The following is an 18,714-nucleotide window of genomic DNA, read 5'->3' on the forward strand; positions in this document are numbered from 1 at the left end:
ATGGCCAGCATCAATGCGGCGCTTGCTCCAAAGACCGATTCGGTTCGCGATTTACTGCGTATCACTTCTTCCTGGCTCCACGGTGCACGGCACGTGAAACCGAAAGCGTTCGCGCGCCGCTACCGCTTATCGACAGGGGAAGAAGAAACTTGAAGGAGGGTGAATCGCGGGTGTTCGGTCAGCGAAGGGTGCTGCATTCCCTTTCAAGCGCAGCCGATCGCGAAAGCTGCTCGGTGAGACGTTCGTTCAGATGCTTGCCGCCCCGCCAGGCGATCACCACCCATCCCAACGCCAGCGCGACAAGACTTGCGCCTCCCCAGACGACGTGAACGAAACCCATCGGCAACCTCCTCATTTGTTATGAGGCGGCGAGTCTGCCGGTGAAGTGCAGCATTGCGCATCCCTCGAATTGAGGAGGCGGAACGAATGAACTGGGGTGGCAGCGCCTCAACGAAGCGGGATCTCGAAGATCCACTTGAGCGTCCAACGGTCCGCCGCATGCGTGAGCCCGCGGCCGATGCCGAAATTGAAGACGAATGGAGCGCGATCGACGTCGAAAGCGAGATACAGGGTTTGCGGCTGCTCGGAACCGGTCGACATGTGATCGATGTGTCCCAGGTCCATGTAGTACTCCAGGCCGGCGCGGACCCCGGGAAGGACCGTGCGTGCGGCCTTGAAAGACGGCGCGAAGTCGGCCGTGCCGCTCTTGTCCGGACCGGACAGGCTCCAGTCCAGCACAGGGTTGAAGGCCAAGAGCCATTGTTCGTCCTGGTAGCCGAAGATTGGACGCAGTTCCAGCCCGTTCGTGGCCTGGTCGAACCGTTGGTCAACGTGCGCAAGTTCGACATTCGCGCCCGCGAAATAGCCCACGCCGTCGGTCGCCTGAAGGGGCATCCATTTCGCGCGGAACTTGGGTCCCGTCACGTAGTAGGTGTTCTCGCGCGTGAGGACGGTCGGGATGTACAACCCGAGCTCCCAGGACGGCGTGAGTCCGTAAGAGAACTCCGCCGTGGCACGCCAGCCGTGCGCGTTCGTGACTTCACCCGGGTAGGACGGCCTTGAACTGCCGCTGGGCGTGGTGTTCAGGTGGAGTTCGAGGCCGGTTTCGCCCGGCGCGTTGATGTCGCCGGTATAGACCTGAATCTCGTCCGGCAGTGCGGCGTGCGCGGACAGCCAGCTTGCCGCCAGGGCGCCTAGCAGGCTGCGGAATCCAATTCGGGGTTTCATTCGGGCGAGTGATCGAAGTGCGGCCCAAATCATAGCCATATCAAATAATCGCCGGATATCCGTTAGGATTTTGCAATAACGAGACGCGTGAGGTGTGCGGTCAGGAGCGGGTCAGGACCGCGGGGGTATGACCCTCATCATCGACAACACCATAGCGTTGTCGATCGATGTTGCTCTACAGGCGGTGAAGCTGCCGAGATAAGCCAGGGCGCGTATGGGCGCGATGGAGAACGACATGGATTCCAGCGTCAGGGCTGAGCGGCCATACGAGGGCAACGATCGGCTGCTTTTCGGAATCATCATGGGCGTTGTCGCCTTCTGGCTTTTTGCCCAGACGACGCTCAACATTGCGCCAGACATGAGCCGCGACCTCGGCATGGATGCGAGCATGATGAACGTCGCAGTGGCGATCACCTCGCTGTTCTCGGGAATCTTCATCGTCGTGGTGGGCGGCTTGGCCGACCGTATAGGCAGGTTGAAGATCACTCGCATCGGCTTTTACCTGAGCATCGCGGGCTCGCTGCTGGTGGCCATCACGCCGCAGGGTTGGCTCGCCGCGCCGGTCCTGCTCGTGGGCCGCGCGTTGCAAGGCCTGTCTGCGGCCTGCATCATGCCGGCGAGCCTGGCGCTGGTGAAAGCCTATTGGGACGGCCCCGAGCGCCAACGCGCGATCAGCATGTGGTCGATCGGTTCCTGGGGAGGTTCGGGCCTCTGCTCGCTGGTCGGAGGCCTCATGTCACAGAATTTCGGCTGGCGCTCGATCTTCTGGGTGGCCGCCTTGGTGAGCGCGCTCGGCCTGTGGATGATTCGCGGCGCGCCCGAGAGCAAGGCAGAAACCACGGGCGAGTACAGGTTCGATATGCCCGGCGTGTTAGCGTTCATGGTCACCATGGTGGCACTTCAGGTGCTGGTGACCCAGGGCAACAAGCTGGGCTGGACCAGTCTGATCGGTCTGGGTCTGCTGGCGGTCACGGTGTTGTTCGGCTGGCTGTTTGTCCGCATCGAAGACAAGGCATCCAACGCGTTCTTCGATTTCAGCCTTTTCAGGAACGCGACCTACACCGGCGCGACGATCTCCAACTTCCTGATCAACGGCACGGCCGGCACGTTGATCGTGTCGCTGCAACTGGTGCAGATCGGCGGCAACATGAACGCCCAGCAGGCTGGCTTCCTGACGCTGGGCTATGCGGTTGCCATCATCGCCTTCATCCGCGTGGGTGAGAAGTTGCTGCAACGCTTTGGCCCACGCAAGCCAATGATCTGGGGTTGCCTGATCACCGGACTGGCGATCCTCATGGTCTCGCCCGCCAACCTGCTGCTGTCGGAATACAAGATTCTCGCGAGCGCCGGCTACACGCTGTTCGGCGTCGGTCTGGCGTTCTATGCGACTCCCTCCACCGACGCAGCGCTGTCGAATCTTCCGGCCGCACAGACGGGGTCGGGTTCGGGCATCTACAAGATGGCTTCATCGCTCGGCGCCGCCTTCGGCGTGGCGATTTCCGCCGCCATCTTCACGGCGCTCAGCGGCAACAGTGCAAGCGTGAACTGGCTCGATGGCATGATCACTTTCGTGGGCCGTCAGGACAACCTGGCGGTGCGCGAAGCCGCCATCGTTGCACTGAGCTTCAACGTGCTGATGGTTGTGATGGCCATCATCTCGATCATGCTCACGGTGCCCTCGGGAACGAGAGTGAAGACCGGAAGCGCTGAGCTTCAAATCAAGCGCTGACTCCCTGCCCTCGAACTCGATCTCAAACGTTGTCGACCGTACTTTCGTCGCTTTTGGAGCCTCTATGAATGCCCTCACCCAAGCGCTCGGCTCTGCCGATTCCGCCCTGCTGGCCGATCTTGAAGCACTCTACAAGGACATCCATCAGCACCCCGAGTTGTCCATGCAGGAGGTCCGCACAGCGAAGATCGTCGCCGACACGATGCAGGATCTCGGCTACGAAGTGACGCGCAACGTCGGCGTGACCGGCGTGGTCTGCGTGATGAAGAATGGCGCCGGCCCGACCGTGATGCTGCGCGCCGACATGGATGCGCTGCCGATGGCCGAAAACACCGGACTGCCCTATGCAAGCACCGTGACGGCGCGCGACGCGGACGGCGTCGAGACAGGCGTTGCGCACTCGTGCGGCCACGATATGCATGTGACCTGGTTGATCGGCGCCGCTCGCATCTTGTCCACGAACCGCGTCGCGTGGCATGGCACGCTGCTGATTGTGTTCCAGCCGGGTGAGGAAACGGCAGAGGGTGCCACCTCCATGGTGCGCGACTGGGGCGAAGGCCGCTTCCCCAGGCCCGACATCATCCTCGGCCAGCATGTGATGGTCGGCGCGGCCGGCACCGTGACCTACCGCCCCGGCGTCACGCTGTCGGCCGGCGACAGCCTGAAGATCAAGCTGTTCGGGCGCGGCTCGCACGGCTCGCAGCCGCAGACGTCCATCGACCCGGTGATCATGGCCGCGGCGACCACGTTGCGTCTACAGACTATCGTCTCGCGAGAGATCGCTCCGACGGAGCCGGCGGTGCTCACCATCGGATCACTGCAAGCTGGTACCAAGGAGAACATCATTCCTGACGACGCGACCATCAAGCTGAACATGCGCACCTTCAGCGACGACACACGCGAGTACATGCTCAAGTCGATCCGTCGCATCTGTTGCGCCGAGTGCGACGCCTCTGGCGCGGAACGTCCGCCCGAGTTCACCACGATCAACAGCTACCCGTTAACTGAGAACGACCTTGTCGCTACGCAAAAGGTGGCCGAGGTCTTCGGCCATCAGTTTGGCGAAAACGCTTCGCTCGCATCCAGCCCAGCGTCAGCCAGCGAAGACTTCAGCATCTTCGGCCGTACCTGGGCCGTGCCGTACGTGTTCTGGTTCGTCGGTGGCACAAACCCGGAGGTGTACGCGAAAGCCAAGCAGGACGGGACCGTCAACAAGATTCCCAGCAACCATTCACCAAAGTTCGCGCCGCAGATTCACCCGACGCTGGAGACGGGCTTGCAAGCCATGCTGACGGCCGCCAGCGCATGGCTGTGCCCTAGTGCATGAGCGTCCAGGAACTGGCCCTTGCCGGCCTGAATGACCATCGCCTATTCACCGTCCTCGATCTGGCAGGCACGTTTGCCTTTGCCATCAGCGGGGCGGTTGCGGCAAGGGATCGCGGCCTCGACTGGTTCGGTGTCATGGTCATCGCCTTCGCGGTGGCGTGCGGAGGGGCGTGCTGCGCGACCTGTGCATCGGCGCCGTTCCGCCGGCCGGGCTGACCGATTGGCGCTATCTCGCCGTCGCGATGGCCGCAGCATGGATGACGATTGCTGCAAGCGCGCTGGTCGTGCGTCTTACCCACCCGGTCACCCTCTTCGATTCCTTGGGCCTGGGGCTGTTTGCGGTAACGGGTGCGCAAAAGGCCATGATTTTTGGCCACAACGCCGAAGTGGCGGTGCTGCTGGGCGTGGTCACCGCCGTGGGCGGCGGCGTGGCGCGTGACGTGCTGCTCAATCGGGTACCGGTGATCCTTCGGCGAGAGATCTATGCGTCGGCCGCGCTGGTCGGCGCCGTCATCGAAGTGGCCGGCGAGCGCCTGGGATGGGTATCGAGCGGGCGAACCTGGGTCGCTTTGATGGCGTGCTTTGCACTGCGTTACCTGTCGCTGCGTTACGAGTGGAACCTGCCACGTGCGTCCGCCCGCGACCGCAAGCGCGACTAGGGCGTGTTAACACTAATGGTGCCGACCATGCCCACTCGCCGATACTCTAGGCATGGAAATCACGCCCGAGCAATTTGCCTGGATTGAGCACTGTCTGCCGACGCAGCGAGGCAATGTGAGCCTGACGAACCTTCAGGTCGTCAACGCCATCCTGTACGTGGCCGAGCATGGCTGCAAGTGGCGAGGGCTGCCCAAGCGCTTTGGCAACTGGCACACGATCTATACGCGCATGAACCGCTGGGCCAAGGCCGGCGTGCTCGATCGAATGTTCGAGGAGCTTCAGAGGGCGCAGGTGGTTCGCATCAGGATCGAGGCTGTCTCGCTGGATTCCACGAGCATCAAGGTGCATCCGGACGGCACTGGGGCGTTAAAAAAAACGGCCCACAGGCCATCGGCAAGTCCCGAGGCGGATGGAACACCAAGATTCATATGGTTGCCGCGGATGCTCGAACGGCCATAACGTTCTCGCTGTCGCCGGGTCAAGCGCACGATGCACCTGAAGGTCGGGCACTCCTGAGCCGGCTTGGTGCTCCTGGTCGGCCGCTGCACCTGCTCATGGATCGCGCCTATGAGGGCAACGAAACGCGCCAACTCGCGCTCGACCTGGGGTTCATTCCTGTCGTGCCGCCTCTGAAGACCCGCGTTGAGCCCTGGGAGTACGACCGAGCGATGTACAGGCGCCGCAACGAGGTCGAGCGGTTGTTCCGCCGCCTCAAGGGCTACCGCCGAATCTTCTCGCGCTTCGACAAGCTCGACCTGATGTTCCTCGGTTTCATCAGCTTCGTCCTGGTCGCCGATGGCCTCCGTTTGTGTTAACACGCCCTAGTTGTTCGAGACCAGTGAGGACGGCATACCGACCTGCATTCCGTCGAACACGTCACCGGCGACGCGCGTAGTTTTCGTCGGGGCGGATGCGGAGGCGCCGATCGCGGTCTCGCTCCGGCCTGGTCAACGCGTGCTGCGTGACAGCGACGCTCGATTGCCCGCCACCCTTGATTGCGGTCAACCTATTACAATTTGTATCCTTAGGCAAAGTCGTTTCTGCGCAGGCATCGAGCGGCTCGTTCACCCGCCCCTCCGCCGGAGACCTCAATGCTTTCACCCTCTGTCCTTTCTGGCAGCACGCCGCCTGCGCGCGCGCGTTTGGTGCCACCGTTTGCCGCGGCCATGCTGGCGCTTGCCCTCACTGCCTGTGGTGGCGGCAGCAGTACACCGGGCCCCGTTGCGCCGACACAGCCGCCCGTCGTTCAGCAGCCCGTCGTTCAGCCGCCGGTCGTTCAGCCGCCAGTCACCGAGCCGCCGGCGCCACAGACGGTCAGGGTACAAGTGCAGGGCTTGAAAGGTGCTGGTCTCACACTGCAGAACAACCTGGGCGACGATCTCGTCATTTCGGCAGACGGCACCACCTCGTTCTCTACGACCATCGCCGTGGGCGCGTCCTATCAGGTCAGCGTCAAAGCGCCGCCGGAGATGCCTCCCCAGACGTGTACCGTGAGCGACGGCGCAGGCCAAGTGGCTGATGGGGTATCGCCCACCGTTTCTGTGACGTGCAACCGGCCGCCGCACTTCGCCTTTGCCACTTTCTTGTCGGCGACCAGGGTTCTCACCGTAGATGATGTGACGGGGGATCTGACCCTGACAGGCTTTTCAGTCTCGCAAGGCGGCATATTTGGCGGCACTCTCGCACCGAGCGGCCGATTCCTTTACCTGGCGGATGTGGTCACCAATGCCGTGCGCTCATACGCAATCAACATTGATACGGGCGAGCTGACGCAGTTGCCTGGCTCTCCCGCAGCATCCGGGCAGTCCCAGCCTCAAGCCATGGGCATATCGCGGAATGGGAAATATCTCTATGCGGCCAATCGCGCAAGCAATACCCTCAGTATGTTTGCAGTGAACACCGCTACTGGCGCACTCACGCTGCAAGGCACAGTGCCAACAGGCACATACCCCTTGGCTGTGCAGATGACGCCGGATGGCCGGTACATGTACGTAGCCAACTACATTGCCGGCTCAATCAGCATTTACTCGCTGAACGCCACGACCGGCGCGGCCACTGCGTTGGGCGAGATCCCCTCAGGGGTTAACACCCGGTTTCTCGCAATGGATCCGTTGGGCCGCTTCCTGTACACCACGAGCGGCGGCAATCAGATCGGCGGCTTCGTCATCGACGGGGCGACAGGCAATCTGACGATCATGGCCGGGGCGCCTTTCCCGGCCGGCACCACGGCGCAGAACATGGTGATCGACGCCAGTGGCAAGTCTCTGTACGTCACCAACGAAACCAGCGCAACCGTTGGGTCTTACAGCATTGACCCAATGACGGGCGCATTGACTCTCCTCGGACAGCTCCCCACGGGCGGCTTGCCTGAAGGAGTCAACACCGATCCGGTATCTGGCGCGGTGTATGTGGCCCAGCAAAGCACCAATGCTTTGGCCGTTCACACGCCAGACCCGCAAACTGGCAATCTGACAGCACAGAGAAACGTGTCTGTGGGCGGAGCACCCATCGGCATTACCGTGCTGGGCTTCCGGTAAATCGCGCGACCCGTCGGCCTGGCATCTGCCGGGCCACGGCTTTGCAGCGCGGCAAGGCAGCGTCCGAGCCAAGGTCGAGCAAGATCACGGGTCTCGAAGCCAGTCGACCCGGAAAGCGATGGGGCAGCGACTCACACTGCGTCCCGATGCGCGGAGATCCGCTCCAGAAGCGCCCCGCGCAATCCATGGAGGTCTAGGCGAATTGATATACGCCGGTGTCACGGCGGCGATGTACGCCAGGGTATCGAGGCACGTCTTCTGTCACACGGTTAGGTTAAACGCTCCGTGATCCAGCAGCCTCCCTTTGGCACGCTATTCTCCAAGGGAGCACAAAGCAAAAAGGGCTAGCAGCACAGTGACTGCTAACCCTCTTTAACTATGGCGGAGTGGACGGGACTAGCCCCGGCCACTTCCAAGCCGTTGAATCTGCAGCACATTTCGAAGTGCCGGTGGTGCCCTAGGGTACCGTAACCCGGGTAGCACAGCAAGTAGCCGACCACGTACCTCTTGCCAAGGGTATCCATTTCGCAACGCCGATAGCTCGGTCGCCCATTGCCTGCCACATTGCTGCGCGATACGGAACTTGTCGCGGGGGTCCCCTAGGTGGCTGGTAAAGCCCGACGCGTGAGGGCTCAGATTGAGAATTTGCGCGGTAAGCAGCCGTCGTGGACGCTCAAGGCGGCCCCCTGAGACCGGCTCCTTTAGCTGGTTGCCGAAGTTGGCCACGGGACGTGCGATTGGTTAGTGGCAAAAGAACAGGCCCCCAAGGGGGCCCGTCTTGAAATCAAACCAGCAGCTCAGCTGCCGCGGAACGCGCCCTCATCCGGGGCCCCTTCCTGATTGGCGATAGTGGCCTGATACAGCAGCCTAAGCCACTTCGGCCCTCGCTCGTCCCCCTCCGCGTCCCTTTGAATCTCTCGATACATGAAAAGGACATATTGCTTGAGCCCAGGGGGCGCCGTCAGCAGCGACGCTGGCATAAAGGCGCCGTAGAAGGCGTCAAGGCGCAGCGCCTCTAGTTCCTTGTCAAGCTGCGCCTCGAAGGATTCGGACTCATCCGGCCATGAGAAGTCATCGAGCGTGATGATGCCCACGAGCACAAGCACCAGTGCTACGGGGACGTTGAGATATCGTGCTGCGTTCGCAAGCAACTCACGTCGCGCCGTCTTCAGTCGACCTTTACCTCTGCGCAACTGCGCGAAACGCTCATAAGTAACGCCTAGGCACCGGGCAAGCTCTGTCAGGGTGTCACCTCGTGCCTGCGCCTTGGCAACCAGCGCCCGCAGCAGCGGGTCTTCGGGAAATCTGGCGGGCGGCCCTCGTCGAGTAGCTTCATTCTTGGGGTTCTTCATCTGCTTTGGGTTTCTGCGACAGCACGGCGCTGTCCAACCGTGTAGCGACCACAACCCTCCTTCCCAAACTGTCGACGCGCATGCCCGCCAACCGGTAGGCATCGCGTCCGTCAACGAAGCGGCTGTCCCGAAGCACGTTTCGGCCATGCTATGCCCAGAGATTTCGTCAACGAAACTTCCTCGTCAAAGAAAATTTCGTTGACGAAATCGAAGGCCGAGCCGGTCTCCGTCCCGGGTCAGCTCTTCTGCCGACTTGGCCCGAAGCTCCTCCTAGTGTTGCGTCCCCTGTAGCTCAGCGCCTCATATGCCGGTCACCGCTCCCCGCCGACTGTTCATTGACATCGATGGCGTCATGCATCCCGCCCGAGTTCCCGGAGCACCAGGTCCTTCCGACCTTTACATGCGGGTCGGCCCATTCGGTTGGCTGCCTTACCTCGCACAGGTGCTCCAAGCGCATCGGGACGTCGAAATCGTGGTCCACTCGACTTGGCGGGAGGTCTATCCGCTCCCCGAACTGGCAGACATGCTCGCCGAACTGGGGAACCGGACCATTCACGTGACTTCTCCCGGCGACCGGTATGCGGCCATCCTTAGCTGGCTGGAGGCAAACCCAACTTCGGCCTACCGCATCCTGGACGACGACGCTGCTGAATTCCCCGTCCCCTCCCCCGCAGAACTTATTCTCTGTGACGGGCAGCGCGGTGTCTCCGCGCCCGAGGCACTCACGGCTCTGGAAACTTGGCTGTCCCAGACCCGGCCACTTTAGGCTTCCGGTCGCCTCTTCCTGAGTCTTACAAGTGACAGGCCGCATGGGAGCAGTCAGATAGATGCGCTCGGCCATATCGCTCGCGGCCCGCAGTCCTCACTTTCGTCAACGAAATCCAGAGCGTCCAAAATTCGCCCGGCCACCTTCTGCAGCAAGATTTCGTTGACGAAATCGGTTGCCAAGCCCCCGCTCTCTTTCGTCTATAAGAGGGCGACTGCTGTACGTCCGTGCTACCGTCATACCGTGAAGCACACCGCTCTACCAGTCAAGCACCTCGACACCGCGTCGGAGGCCGCCAACCGCCAGCGAGTGCCGCGGCGAGACAGCTTGGCAGGAATACCAACGCACTGGACTATCGCGCCCGCTAGACGAAGTTTTTGACCGCATCCAAAGGCGCATTGACGCCAAGCGCATCGAGCTTCTTGCGCGGCAGATGGTCATATCAAGGTAGCGCGGCGGCCAGTTGGGCCTGAAAGCTCCATTTCGTTCCGAGGCGACGGAAGCATTGGATGACCGTCGAACAATTCGACTCATTGGGGCTGCCCCATCTCTCACTCATTGACCTCAAGCTCCAGAACCAACCGGTGCGGACCCTTTGCCGGGTGGTGTGGGGGAGTCCAGCCGACGACGGCTGGCTCCCATCCGGATTTGACTGTCTACGACGAGGAAGGGTCTGCAATTGAATCCTACGACCGATTGCTCAGCCTTTGAGTGCGGTCCGTTGCTCCATGGTGGGTTCGAACTCCTCGTCCTCGTCTAGCTCACGCTGCAGGAGGTCGCGAAGGACAGTCTCGATTTCGTCCCCATCGCTGAACAAGATGCCTTCAACGTGTGCCTCCTTGGGGATGGCCTCGGCCACTTGGACGAGGCTCCTGCCTGCGGGCCACCACTCGTCCAGACGGCAGTTGGCAAGAAAGTCTCCGACCGACCAAACTGACCAGCAGCGACCACTATCGCCGCGAAGTTCCTCGAACTTCTGCTCCAACTCGTCACTGGCGTCGCCTGCGTCGTCGTCCAGTGAGCCTACATGATTGTTGCCATTCCAATCGATGCTGCGGCCGTTGTGCACGCGCTGCAGTAGCGCAACGGTCTCTTCGTCTGTGAGCAGGCTGTGCAGCGCATCGCCGCGCACGTTCGCAGGCAGCGCCCAGGTTCGGGTGCAGCCGTACCACTCCTCCGTCGGGCGTCCATTCTCCCAAGGAGCTCGGGTCTCAAGGGCGCACGCGCCGTCCTCGTCGAGAAGCAGTAGGGCCCGAAATTCTTGGTCGCCGCAGTGCTCGAGAAGCGGGGCGTCGTGGCCGCCAAGGCTGTTGAAAGCTTCGGTGTTGATGGTAATTTTGAGAGTTGTCATGAAGTTGCTTTCATTGGGAATGTGACGGGCTCGAAGGCGCGCGTCAGGTTGGGTATCAGACTGCTGCAGTTGGCGGAAGGTCACCAGAAAACTGAGGAAGCAGATGCCTTATCTAGCGCCGGGCTTTTATCTTTTCCCCTTTCAGTTCGCCGACCGATTCGCGAGCGGTTCGGCTGTGCCTCCGCAGTGAGGCCCGCAGCGGCCCTCTAGCCGCAGTTCCCAGCGGTGTGCTAGGACTTGAACTTGGTCGGTGTCAGCTTCTTGAGGCGCTCGTCCACGCTCGGCTTGTGCGCGATGGGCGTAGGGAACAGCATGAACAAGTACTGGGTGCGCCCGAGTGCGCGGAGCACTTGGACGAATGTGACCAGGTTCGCTTTACCGTGCGTTTCGAAGCGCTTGTAGGTCCGCAACGGTACTTCCGCCCTGGTGGCCAGCTGGGCCTGCGAAAGGCTCTCTCGCCGCCGCCACTGCCTCACCTTGGTCGCCAAGTACTGGCAGGCCTCCTCGTCCGAGCAGGCGCGCAAATACTCGTGTTCGCGATTCAGGTCCATGTGCAACAGTAGGCCAATTTTGGCACCAAAGCTGGGGTTCACCTGTGGATATCTGAATGAGAGTTGAAGAGACCACGTTGTTTCTAAGCGTTTCTGGTTACATTGACGCCACCCAAACGTGAATCCGCCTCGCGGACTTTGGTCCGTTCGCTTGGTGAAGTGGCTCACCTGCCATGAAAGGAGCTGACCATGACAACACCCCGCATCCGCGGCGGTTCGCGTATTTCTGCGCGCGACCGTGCTCCGTCCGTCAACCTCGCGAAGCTGGCGGAACTCCTCTCAAAGTCCATCGCTCCAGTCGAGAGCGCCGGCGCGGACGGCCTGCGGCTGTTTTCGCGCCAGGGTGCACGTGTCCGCGTGAACACGCGGGGCGCGCTCTCCCGGCTCCTCGCCCATCCCGATTTCCAATCAGCGTTCGCGCCAGGTGAGGAAACGGGATTCTTGCGCGATGCGGACCCGCCACCCTATGGCACGACGGCCAAGATGGGTGGCCGTCTTCTTCATGGCACTCAGTCCGCAAACGCTAAAGCGCTCAACGCCGTTCGTGACGCAGTGGTCGAACAACTTGACGGCGCCCTCGCCGACTTCGACTTCGCAGCACTTAGCGAAAGCGAGTTTGGTGAAGCCATCAAGGCGATGGCTGAAACCGTCGATGCGCCCACGCCGCAGGTCGCGAAGAAGGCATTGATGGTTCCGGTGGAGTTTGCTGAAGCGGCCCGGCCGTCGGCCGAGCGTGAGCACGACATCGGCCGCGTGCTGTCCGCCATCGAAACCGTGGACGGCCGCGACTGGCTTCAGCTTCTTTTGACGGGCGTCGCGCACAAGCTCCAGGCGGAAAACGAGGACGCGGACGACATTGAGGCAATCACCGACGCCATTCGCCGCCAGAGCGAGCGGTTAGGCTCCCAGATTCGGCAGTTCCTGGACTTCCTCGAAGACGAGGCCATGGCACGCGTTCGCATGCAGGTCTGCATGCGAATCATGGAAGCGGTGGCTGCTCAGAGCCCGAAGGCGGGCTTCAAGAGCTACGTGCACAGGGTGCGCGAGGCCTTCGAGGCGTTCGCCGGTCGCGATGGCGAGCCACTGCCGCTGGATGTGAGCTCGGTCTACGGCGTGATGAACAACACCGACCTCACCGAGCAGCTGCGCAAGGCGATGTTCTACGGCTGCCTTCCGGTGTGGTGTGAGGGCTCCGTTCAGCTTTTCGAGCGGCGCATCGACCCCGAGCAGAACCAGCCCACGGTTCGCGAAGTCTCCTACCGGTTTCGGGTCAATGGCATCAAGCCAGAGACAGGCCGCACTGCGTTCGAGTCGAGGCTAAACCGCCTCGAAGACCGGCTGCTCTCCGCTCCCGGGCCTGGCGACAACCTGAAGCGCCAGATTGCGGAACTGGTCTTTCTCGACCTGGTCCTGCCGCCGTCCATCAACGAGGCGCCCTCCAGCGATGTGAGTTCGCGCGCAGCGGCCATAGCGCTGGCCCTGAAAATCGACCCGGTCAACGAGCTGAAGCGCATTCATCAAAGCTTGGCCTCGCGTGCTGGAGTCATGGAGGACATCGCGGACGAGATGGTGCGTCTGCTCAAGACAAAGTCCACCTCGTTTGTCACCACTGCCAACCGCACAGCGGACAAGCTGCTCATCTCGGTCCAGAAGGACATCTTCGAATGGGAAGTGGTTCGCGGGCTGACCTCCGACAAGGAAGAGGTGCTGGTCAAGTCCGACAGCGGACCGGACACCATTGCTTGGTTCAGCCGCATCCGAGTGAGCGAAGACCCGTGGCCGTCCAGCGTGGCCTCAGTATGGGTTGAGACCAACCTTCAGGAGCGCTCGTTAACCGTCGCTGGCGACGCCCGCGAAATGGCTATGAGCAAGTGCCTGGACAGCCCGGTGCTTCCGGTGCGCTTGGTCCCTTACGCGTGGCGCGAAGAGGCCGGGGTGCCGGCCGTCCCCAACCCGCAGGTCCTGGCGACCGGCCACGGAATCGACGTTGAGTACGCCTTGCGGCCTCTGACCCTCACAAAAAAGAAGGACGACGAGAAGGCGCGTGCCGAGCAGCTGCGCACCGCCATGGTCGCCGCCATGGGCGTGCTCGTGTACGTGGTGTTGTTCGAGTTGGTCTTGCGCGCGAAAGCTGCCCGGCCGGGCCTCACGATGACACTCGTTCGTCTCCAGCAGACTGGCAAACTCAAGGACCGAGAGTCGGACGCGCAGGACGGAAACACTGCCATCTACGCAATCAGCCAGGCACTTGAGAAAGCTCTTTGCCGCGAGCTCCCGGTGAAGCTCCAAGGTCTGACTACCGAAAACGACGCGAAGAACAGCATTTATTGGAAGAACCGTGGTGCGCTCGCCGCTCTGCTGGGTGGTCAGCCTGTCACCTTCGCGCAGGAGGGCTCGCTCGACAAGGTTGCGGTGGTCAGCTACGTCACCCGCCCGTGCGACATTCATCCTGTCTACCCTGAAGCCGACGGCTATCTCTTCACCAGTCGCACCTACGTTGCTGACAGCGCCGGTGGCCAGACCACGGTGAAGCTTGACCAGATGCTTTCGCGCCTCGTCGAGAGCCGCAAAGATTTCGGCATTCCGCACCTCATCCTCGAAGAAATCGCGCGGCTGCGTAAAGCGGGCTATCAGCACATCCTGATGCTGTCGCACCACTTTGGGAACCGTCACATCGGGCGCGCGGCGGAGCGGCATTCGCCCCACGCCACCCTTCAGTTCCTGGACGAGGCGGCCAACCGATTCCCTGACGTGTTCCTCTACCCGCTGCGCCGAGATGTCTTCCCTGCTACGCGCCTGCGCAAGCGGGACAGCCAGGAGAGCGCATTTGAGGTGGTGCGGTACGACGCGCACCAGAAGATGTATCAGGACGGAGCGACCGACGTGCTCCGCAGCCTGCTGCCTGTGTACACATTCGCCACCCTTCACGTCGTCGGCGACGCGGGGCGCCCGCAGTCCGGCTTCTGCACGTACTTCTTCGACGCGGAGCACCGGCTCAGTGACTTCAACCTGCGGGAGACCACACGCGCGAACATTCTCGGCACGGGCGAAGCTGAACAGAAGCGCCGCTCCCTGGTCAGCGCGTTGCGCGCCATCCATTTCATGGAGAGCGAGAAGCCGTCGGACAAAACTCGGCTTCTTCCGGTGCTGGACCCTTTCGACTGGGCCACCCCAACGAATGCCGCCGCAGCTGGCGAGCTCGAAGTGGTCTCTCGCCGCGGTGGGCGGACCATCCTGCTGTCCCTGCCGGCGGTGCTGGCGCACGTTACGCGCGTCCTTCACAAGGAGAAGGTCGGCGATGAGTGAGCTACCTTTCCAGAAACAGGCCGAGCTCTGGGGCCAGGCCTACGAAGTGCTGGTCAAGAGGGGCGTGCTCGCCCACCTGGTCGAATCCAAGCTGCTGGACCCGGAGCACCCGCAGCTCGTGGCGTGGAAGCAGAACCAACTGCTCGATGTCTCGAAGGCGCTGAACCGCGGTCTCGAAATCATTGATGAGACCATGCGGGACCGAGTGAAGGCCGCCGTGGAGCATATGGCGCTCACCGCCTACGGCGTGGGATATACCGCCATGCGTGAGTACCTGCGCAACCTGCCCAAGGCTGCCAAGATGAAGCTCAAGCTGCGTGCGCTCTGGTGCCCGCTGCTGCTTCCGGGCGACAAGGAGGAGCCGGAGGAGCGCATGCGCCGTGACCGCGTCGCCTTCCACCAGGAGTTCGGGCTGAATGGAGCGCTTGACCCGCAGCTGTCTGGCAAGGGCCAGCCGGCAAATGCGGACTTCATCCTCTGGCTCTCGGGCGATTTCCGGGAGGACTACCTGTTGGTGCAGGAGTACTCGTTCGACATGCCGCGCACCGTCGCCGACTTCAGCGACCAGGAGGCGCACCTCGAGGAGCTGACGCGGCACCGCCGCCTCATCGACAGCCGTAGCGTGTTCGCACGCGTCACTGCGGAAGTCGAGGGTGAGTCGTTCGAACTCTCCGAGGACATCAAGCATCACCTCAGCGCCCTAACCAGCGGCAACAAGCCCTTCTACAAGCTCTGCCAAGGATGCTCCTACTCAGCAAACACCGCCGAGTGGCTGCGTCGAGATGGCGTCCTGACCAAGCCGTGCAAGGTCCGCGCGCTCGCCATCACGCCGAATGGCCTCGAAAGTATCGCGGCCAAGTTCCTTGAAGGCGACGTCGCAGACCCGCGCAGGCAGCTGATGGAGCAGATGGGCAAGGCGTACAGGCAGGCTCGAAAGCTGGCCGACGGGGATGAGGAAGGCCTGCTGCTGCAGGTCAAGAGCGTCTTCCAGAACATGCTGCGGCGCCTGCCCAAGAACCTGAAGGACGGCCTCAAGGAGCTGTCCCATCTGCCGGAACCCGGAGAGGACTACATCTTCGAGTTCAAAGAAGACATGGGTAAGTTCGCCAACCCAGCGGACCTTTACGGCCTCGAGGCCGCGCTCGCCCTGGTGCCGAAGACAACGAGCCTTGACGCGTTTTTCGGGCAGGCAGCGGCAGCGGCTTTGGAGCCGCTGCTGAAGGCCCGTGCCAAAGACGGCAAGGTGTCGCTGCGCGACATCCATGCGGCGGCCATCGTCGCAGCAATGGGGCGGTCCGTGCCCGGGAAGGTGAACGTCATCGCCCTCGAAGGAAACCCCGGCATCGGGAAGACGACCGCCGTTCGCGAGCACCTGGAGAAGAAACCTGAGGGCTACCTTTTCCTATACGTGAGCCCGCGGGTGGTCATCAATCGCGACGTGACCCAGAGTCTCGCCCGCAAGGGTGGCGAACCCTCCGGAATCCTGACCATTACCACAAACGCCGCTCTCATCTCGTCAGCGCCCCGGTGGCACATGAACGAGGTGAGCGCTGGGCGAGCCACTCGCAAGCAGGTGGACGGAGCGGTCGTGGTCGACGGCGTAGCAGACTTGGTGAAGCCGAACGGCGCGATTCTGGTCATCAGCCCGGATGACGAGCAGGAAATCGAGGCGGCGCACGCCGGCTCCCGCATTGGCAAAACGACCATCTCGGAAAACGAGGACATCGTCGACGAACGCTCGATGGCCGGTGTGCTTTCCAGCATGTCCACCACGACCCGTGACCTGCTGGCGCTGAACCCCGACGTGAACCGGGTCGTCATGACGGCGGCTCTCCAAGGCTTTCGAGAGAAAGCCGGTGGCAAGACCACCATGGATGCGCTCTCGAGCCTGTTCAAGAGCAAGGCGGGCGACCCGGCCGGCGTGCGCGAGCGCCGCGTGTTTGCCCAGCGCATCCCGAACGTCGTCGTCATGGTGGACGAGCTGGCCGGCGACGGCGCAGGTTCGCCGTTCGTCCATGCGGTGGCGACCTGGCTGCACAACGAGTTCATCGGCTGCTTCGAGGAAGAGCCCAGCCTGTTCACCGTGACTCTCGTCATCTCCGACGCGTCGCTGGCGAACGAGGTGGTCCTCTCCCGCTATCTGGCAGCTGGGCAACGCACCCCCGACAAGGTCTTGGTGTCCAAGTCACACGGCCAGCGGGAGTTCGACTTAACCGTGTCGCAGATGCCCTTGGGCGGCGGCGGCCCGAAAACCACGCTGCATGTGATGACCAACAGCTTCCCGGCCAGCCGGCTAACCGTGGAGTACAAGGTGCGGCTTACGTCGGTCGGACCGGAAGTGCGCAGCACCGGCGAGATGGAGACCGCGCGCCAAGCCGTGCGCCGCGCCGTTGGTGACGCGGTGCTCGACGGTGCCAAGGAAGAAATTCTTCACGCCTTGCGAACGGGTTCTGCGCAGGTCATCTACTTCGCTCAAGACAAGAACTTCCTGAGCGACCTCGCGGCCCACCTCGCTGCGGAGGAAGAAGTCGGCCCGCTCGGCGTCGCTGTTCTGGACTCCTCTGTTCCTGGTCATCGCCGCAAAAAGCTGGTCGAGCCCAGCACACGCGACACGATGAAGGTCTTCTTAATGACCTCTTCCGGGGCTCGGGGGTTTCCTTCCCGAAGACCGACTGCATCATTGCGGCGGTGCCCCGCTTTGCCATCGAGGCAGCGCTCATGGAAATTGCGCAGCTGATTTACCGGGGTCGTGGCAACTACCAGGACGAAGACGGCAACTGGGTTTCCGGCGACAAGGTCCCGCGCCGGCTGGTGATGCTGGTCGACGACTACTTGGTGGAGAGTGATGGGGAGCCTGACCCGCGGCAGTGGCTGCGGCAGTCGGTTGACCTACTCACGCTGCTCGTCATGCTGCGGTCAACCATCGTCACGCGCATCACCGGCGACGCTGGCCTGCGCCAGTCATTGGCCCTCGTCCCAGTCGGCGGCGTCGGGCTGGAGGAACTCGTCAGCCTGATGTCCCAAAACGTGACGCAGTTCGTCAAAGAGGCCGACGTAGCTTGGCGACGCATCAAGGACCAGGAGAAGGTTGGCCTTATCAAGAATGCGCAGGCCAACATCATCGAGCTCTTCTCGCAAACGAAGCTGCAGGCCGTGATGGCGAAGGCGGATGACCGACGAACCATGGTTCGATACGGCGACGCCAAGGAGCTGTGCGACCGGCTTCCGGACCGCTGCGCCCGCTGCTTGTCTACGCCGCCCAAGGCACATCCATCCCTGAGCACGTTTTCGTCGCCGGCCCGGCTTTCCTGGAAAACTGGGGCGACTTCGACAAAATGGAGGTCTTCAGCTTCGAGGGGCACACGACAGAGGTCACCCTGACCGGCAAGCGCGTAATCGCGCAGCTGCTCACCATCGACGAAGACCGCACCTTGCCGCAAGCCCTGCGACAGCCGGCAGCCAACTTGCTGCGCATCCTGCAGCGCGAGAAGAAGGATGCAGCGAATGAGTTCAACACGCTCAAAAGCCTGAAGTCGCCGAACACCTGGGTTGCCGTGCCTTCTGGGTACATCCAGTTCATGGCTCGTGACCGACGTTTGGATGGCAAACCTTTCGAAGTCGAAGACCCGGATTCCTGGCGGGTCGCGCTCGCCTTAAGCCTGTCCGCAACGAGCGCGGTGATGCCCCCGATTTCGCGCTACGCCGAGTGCCCTTGGGCGGCGTCCGTCGGGAACCCCAACCCGCTGAAGCTGGACACCGTCTTCGACGACCGGTACTTCATGGCGTCAAACGAGCTGAACTTGCTGAACACGCTGCTGCTTGCAGCAGACAACGAGGAAGATTCGAAGGAGGGAATCAAGTGACTACGCTGACGACCCAAGCGGTCACGAATTCCTTCCCACGCATTCA

Annotated in this window: 17 protein-coding genes; 12 read left to right on the top strand and 5 right to left on the bottom strand. The window is 62.2% G+C overall.

Annotated features, from left to right (window positions below; all coding sequences use genetic code 11):
* A complete protein-coding gene (locus ACQ858_RS14740; protein ID WP_431273440.1) occupies positions 1–153 on the top strand; it encodes a hypothetical protein in 153 nt (50 codons plus the stop codon).
* Between the two features lie 25 nt (positions 154–178).
* Here the strand turns inward: ACQ858_RS14740 and ACQ858_RS14745 are convergent, their stop codons facing one another.
* Positions 179–340, bottom strand: coding sequence for a hypothetical protein (locus tag ACQ858_RS14745; protein WP_431273441.1), 162 nt, complete (start codon positions 338–340; stop codon positions 179–181).
* A gap of 107 nt (positions 341–447) precedes the next feature.
* The gene (locus ACQ858_RS14750) at positions 448–1,227 is read right to left on the bottom strand and encodes a hypothetical protein (protein ID WP_431273442.1); all 780 of its coding nucleotides are present in this window, start codon (positions 1,225–1,227) and stop codon (positions 448–450) included.
* A 214-nt stretch (positions 1,228–1,441) separates the two neighbouring features.
* Between ACQ858_RS14750 and ACQ858_RS14755 the strand changes: the two genes are divergently transcribed.
* From ACQ858_RS14755 to ACQ858_RS14780, 6 genes are all read left to right on the top strand, one after another.
* Positions 1,442–2,956, top strand: a complete 1,515-nt coding sequence (locus ACQ858_RS14755) for an MFS transporter (RefSeq protein ID WP_431273443.1) — start codon at positions 1,442–1,444, stop codon at positions 2,954–2,956.
* 64 nt (positions 2,957–3,020) lie between these two features.
* The gene (locus tag ACQ858_RS14760; protein ID WP_431273444.1) at positions 3,021–4,283 is read left to right on the top strand and encodes a M20 family metallopeptidase; all 1,263 of its coding nucleotides are present in this window, start codon (positions 3,021–3,023) and stop codon (positions 4,281–4,283) included.
* Positions 4,280–4,498, top strand: a complete 219-nt coding sequence (locus ACQ858_RS14765) for a TRIC cation channel family protein (RefSeq protein WP_431273445.1) — start codon at positions 4,280–4,282, stop codon at positions 4,496–4,498. The genes ACQ858_RS14760 and ACQ858_RS14765 overlap by 4 nt, the downstream gene beginning before the upstream one ends.
* Entirely contained in the window at positions 4,453–4,941 is a 489-nt protein-coding gene (locus ACQ858_RS14770; RefSeq protein WP_431273446.1) for a trimeric intracellular cation channel family protein, read from the top strand. The genes ACQ858_RS14765 and ACQ858_RS14770 overlap by 46 nt, the downstream gene beginning before the upstream one ends.
* 52 nt (positions 4,942–4,993) lie before the next feature.
* Positions 4,994–5,757 (top strand): IS5 family transposase gene (locus tag ACQ858_RS14775; protein ID WP_431273447.1). Its coding sequence is split into 2 segments (ribosomal slippage): positions 4,994–5,309 and positions 5,309–5,757, totalling 765 coding nucleotides; the frame shifts between segments, so codons are not numbered across the junction.
* 276 nt (positions 5,758–6,033) lie between these two features.
* Positions 6,034–7,479, top strand: coding sequence for a lactonase family protein (locus ACQ858_RS14780; protein WP_431273448.1), 1,446 nt, complete (start codon positions 6,034–6,036; stop codon positions 7,477–7,479).
* Positions 7,480–8,276: 797 nt separating this feature from the next.
* Here ACQ858_RS14780 and ACQ858_RS14785 read toward each other — a convergent pair.
* Positions 8,277–8,831: a hypothetical protein gene (locus tag ACQ858_RS14785; protein ID WP_431273449.1), complete on the bottom strand. Its 555-nt coding sequence runs from the start codon at positions 8,829–8,831 to the stop codon at positions 8,277–8,279.
* A gap of 352 nt (positions 8,832–9,183) precedes the next feature.
* Between ACQ858_RS14785 and ACQ858_RS14790 the strand changes: the two genes are divergently transcribed.
* Positions 9,184–9,597, top strand: a complete 414-nt coding sequence (locus tag ACQ858_RS14790; protein ID WP_431276871.1) for an HAD domain-containing protein — start codon at positions 9,184–9,186, stop codon at positions 9,595–9,597.
* Between the two features lie 700 nt (positions 9,598–10,297).
* On the opposite strand, the gene ACQ858_RS14795 is transcribed toward ACQ858_RS14790, so the two are convergent.
* On the bottom strand, positions 10,298–10,948 hold the full coding sequence (locus tag ACQ858_RS14795; RefSeq protein WP_431273450.1) for a hypothetical protein: 651 nt from the start codon (positions 10,946–10,948) through the stop codon (positions 10,298–10,300).
* A 230-nt stretch (positions 10,949–11,178) separates the two neighbouring features.
* The gene (locus ACQ858_RS14800) at positions 11,179–11,499 is read right to left on the bottom strand and encodes a hypothetical protein (RefSeq protein WP_431273451.1); all 321 of its coding nucleotides are present in this window, start codon (positions 11,497–11,499) and stop codon (positions 11,179–11,181) included.
* A 189-nt stretch (positions 11,500–11,688) separates the two neighbouring features.
* On the opposite strand from ACQ858_RS14800, the gene ACQ858_RS14805 reads away from it, so the two are divergent.
* From ACQ858_RS14805 to ACQ858_RS14820, 4 genes are read left to right on the top strand one after another with little or no spacing between them, the layout of a single operon-like run.
* Complete coding sequence (locus ACQ858_RS14805; protein ID WP_431273452.1) at positions 11,689–14,805, top strand: hypothetical protein; 3,117 nt, start codon at positions 11,689–11,691, stop codon at positions 14,803–14,805.
* Complete coding sequence (locus ACQ858_RS14810) at positions 14,798–17,542, top strand: hypothetical protein (RefSeq protein ID WP_431273453.1); 2,745 nt, start codon at positions 14,798–14,800, stop codon at positions 17,540–17,542. Before ACQ858_RS14805 ends, ACQ858_RS14810 begins: the two co-directional genes overlap by 8 nt.
* Positions 17,524–18,186, top strand: coding sequence for a hypothetical protein (locus ACQ858_RS14815; protein ID WP_431273454.1), 663 nt, complete (start codon positions 17,524–17,526; stop codon positions 18,184–18,186). Before ACQ858_RS14810 ends, ACQ858_RS14815 begins: the two co-directional genes overlap by 19 nt.
* Positions 18,141–18,668 carry a hypothetical protein gene (locus tag ACQ858_RS14820; RefSeq protein ID WP_431273455.1) on the top strand — a complete coding sequence of 176 codons (528 nt, stop codon included), beginning with the start codon at positions 18,141–18,143 and terminating at the stop codon, positions 18,666–18,668. The genes ACQ858_RS14815 and ACQ858_RS14820 overlap by 46 nt, the downstream gene beginning before the upstream one ends.
* Positions 18,669–18,714: the final 46 nt, after the last annotated feature.

Source organism: Variovorax ureilyticus (assembly GCF_050632185.1).
Lineage (GTDB): Bacteria > Pseudomonadota > Gammaproteobacteria > Burkholderiales > Burkholderiaceae_C > Variovorax > Variovorax ureilyticus_A.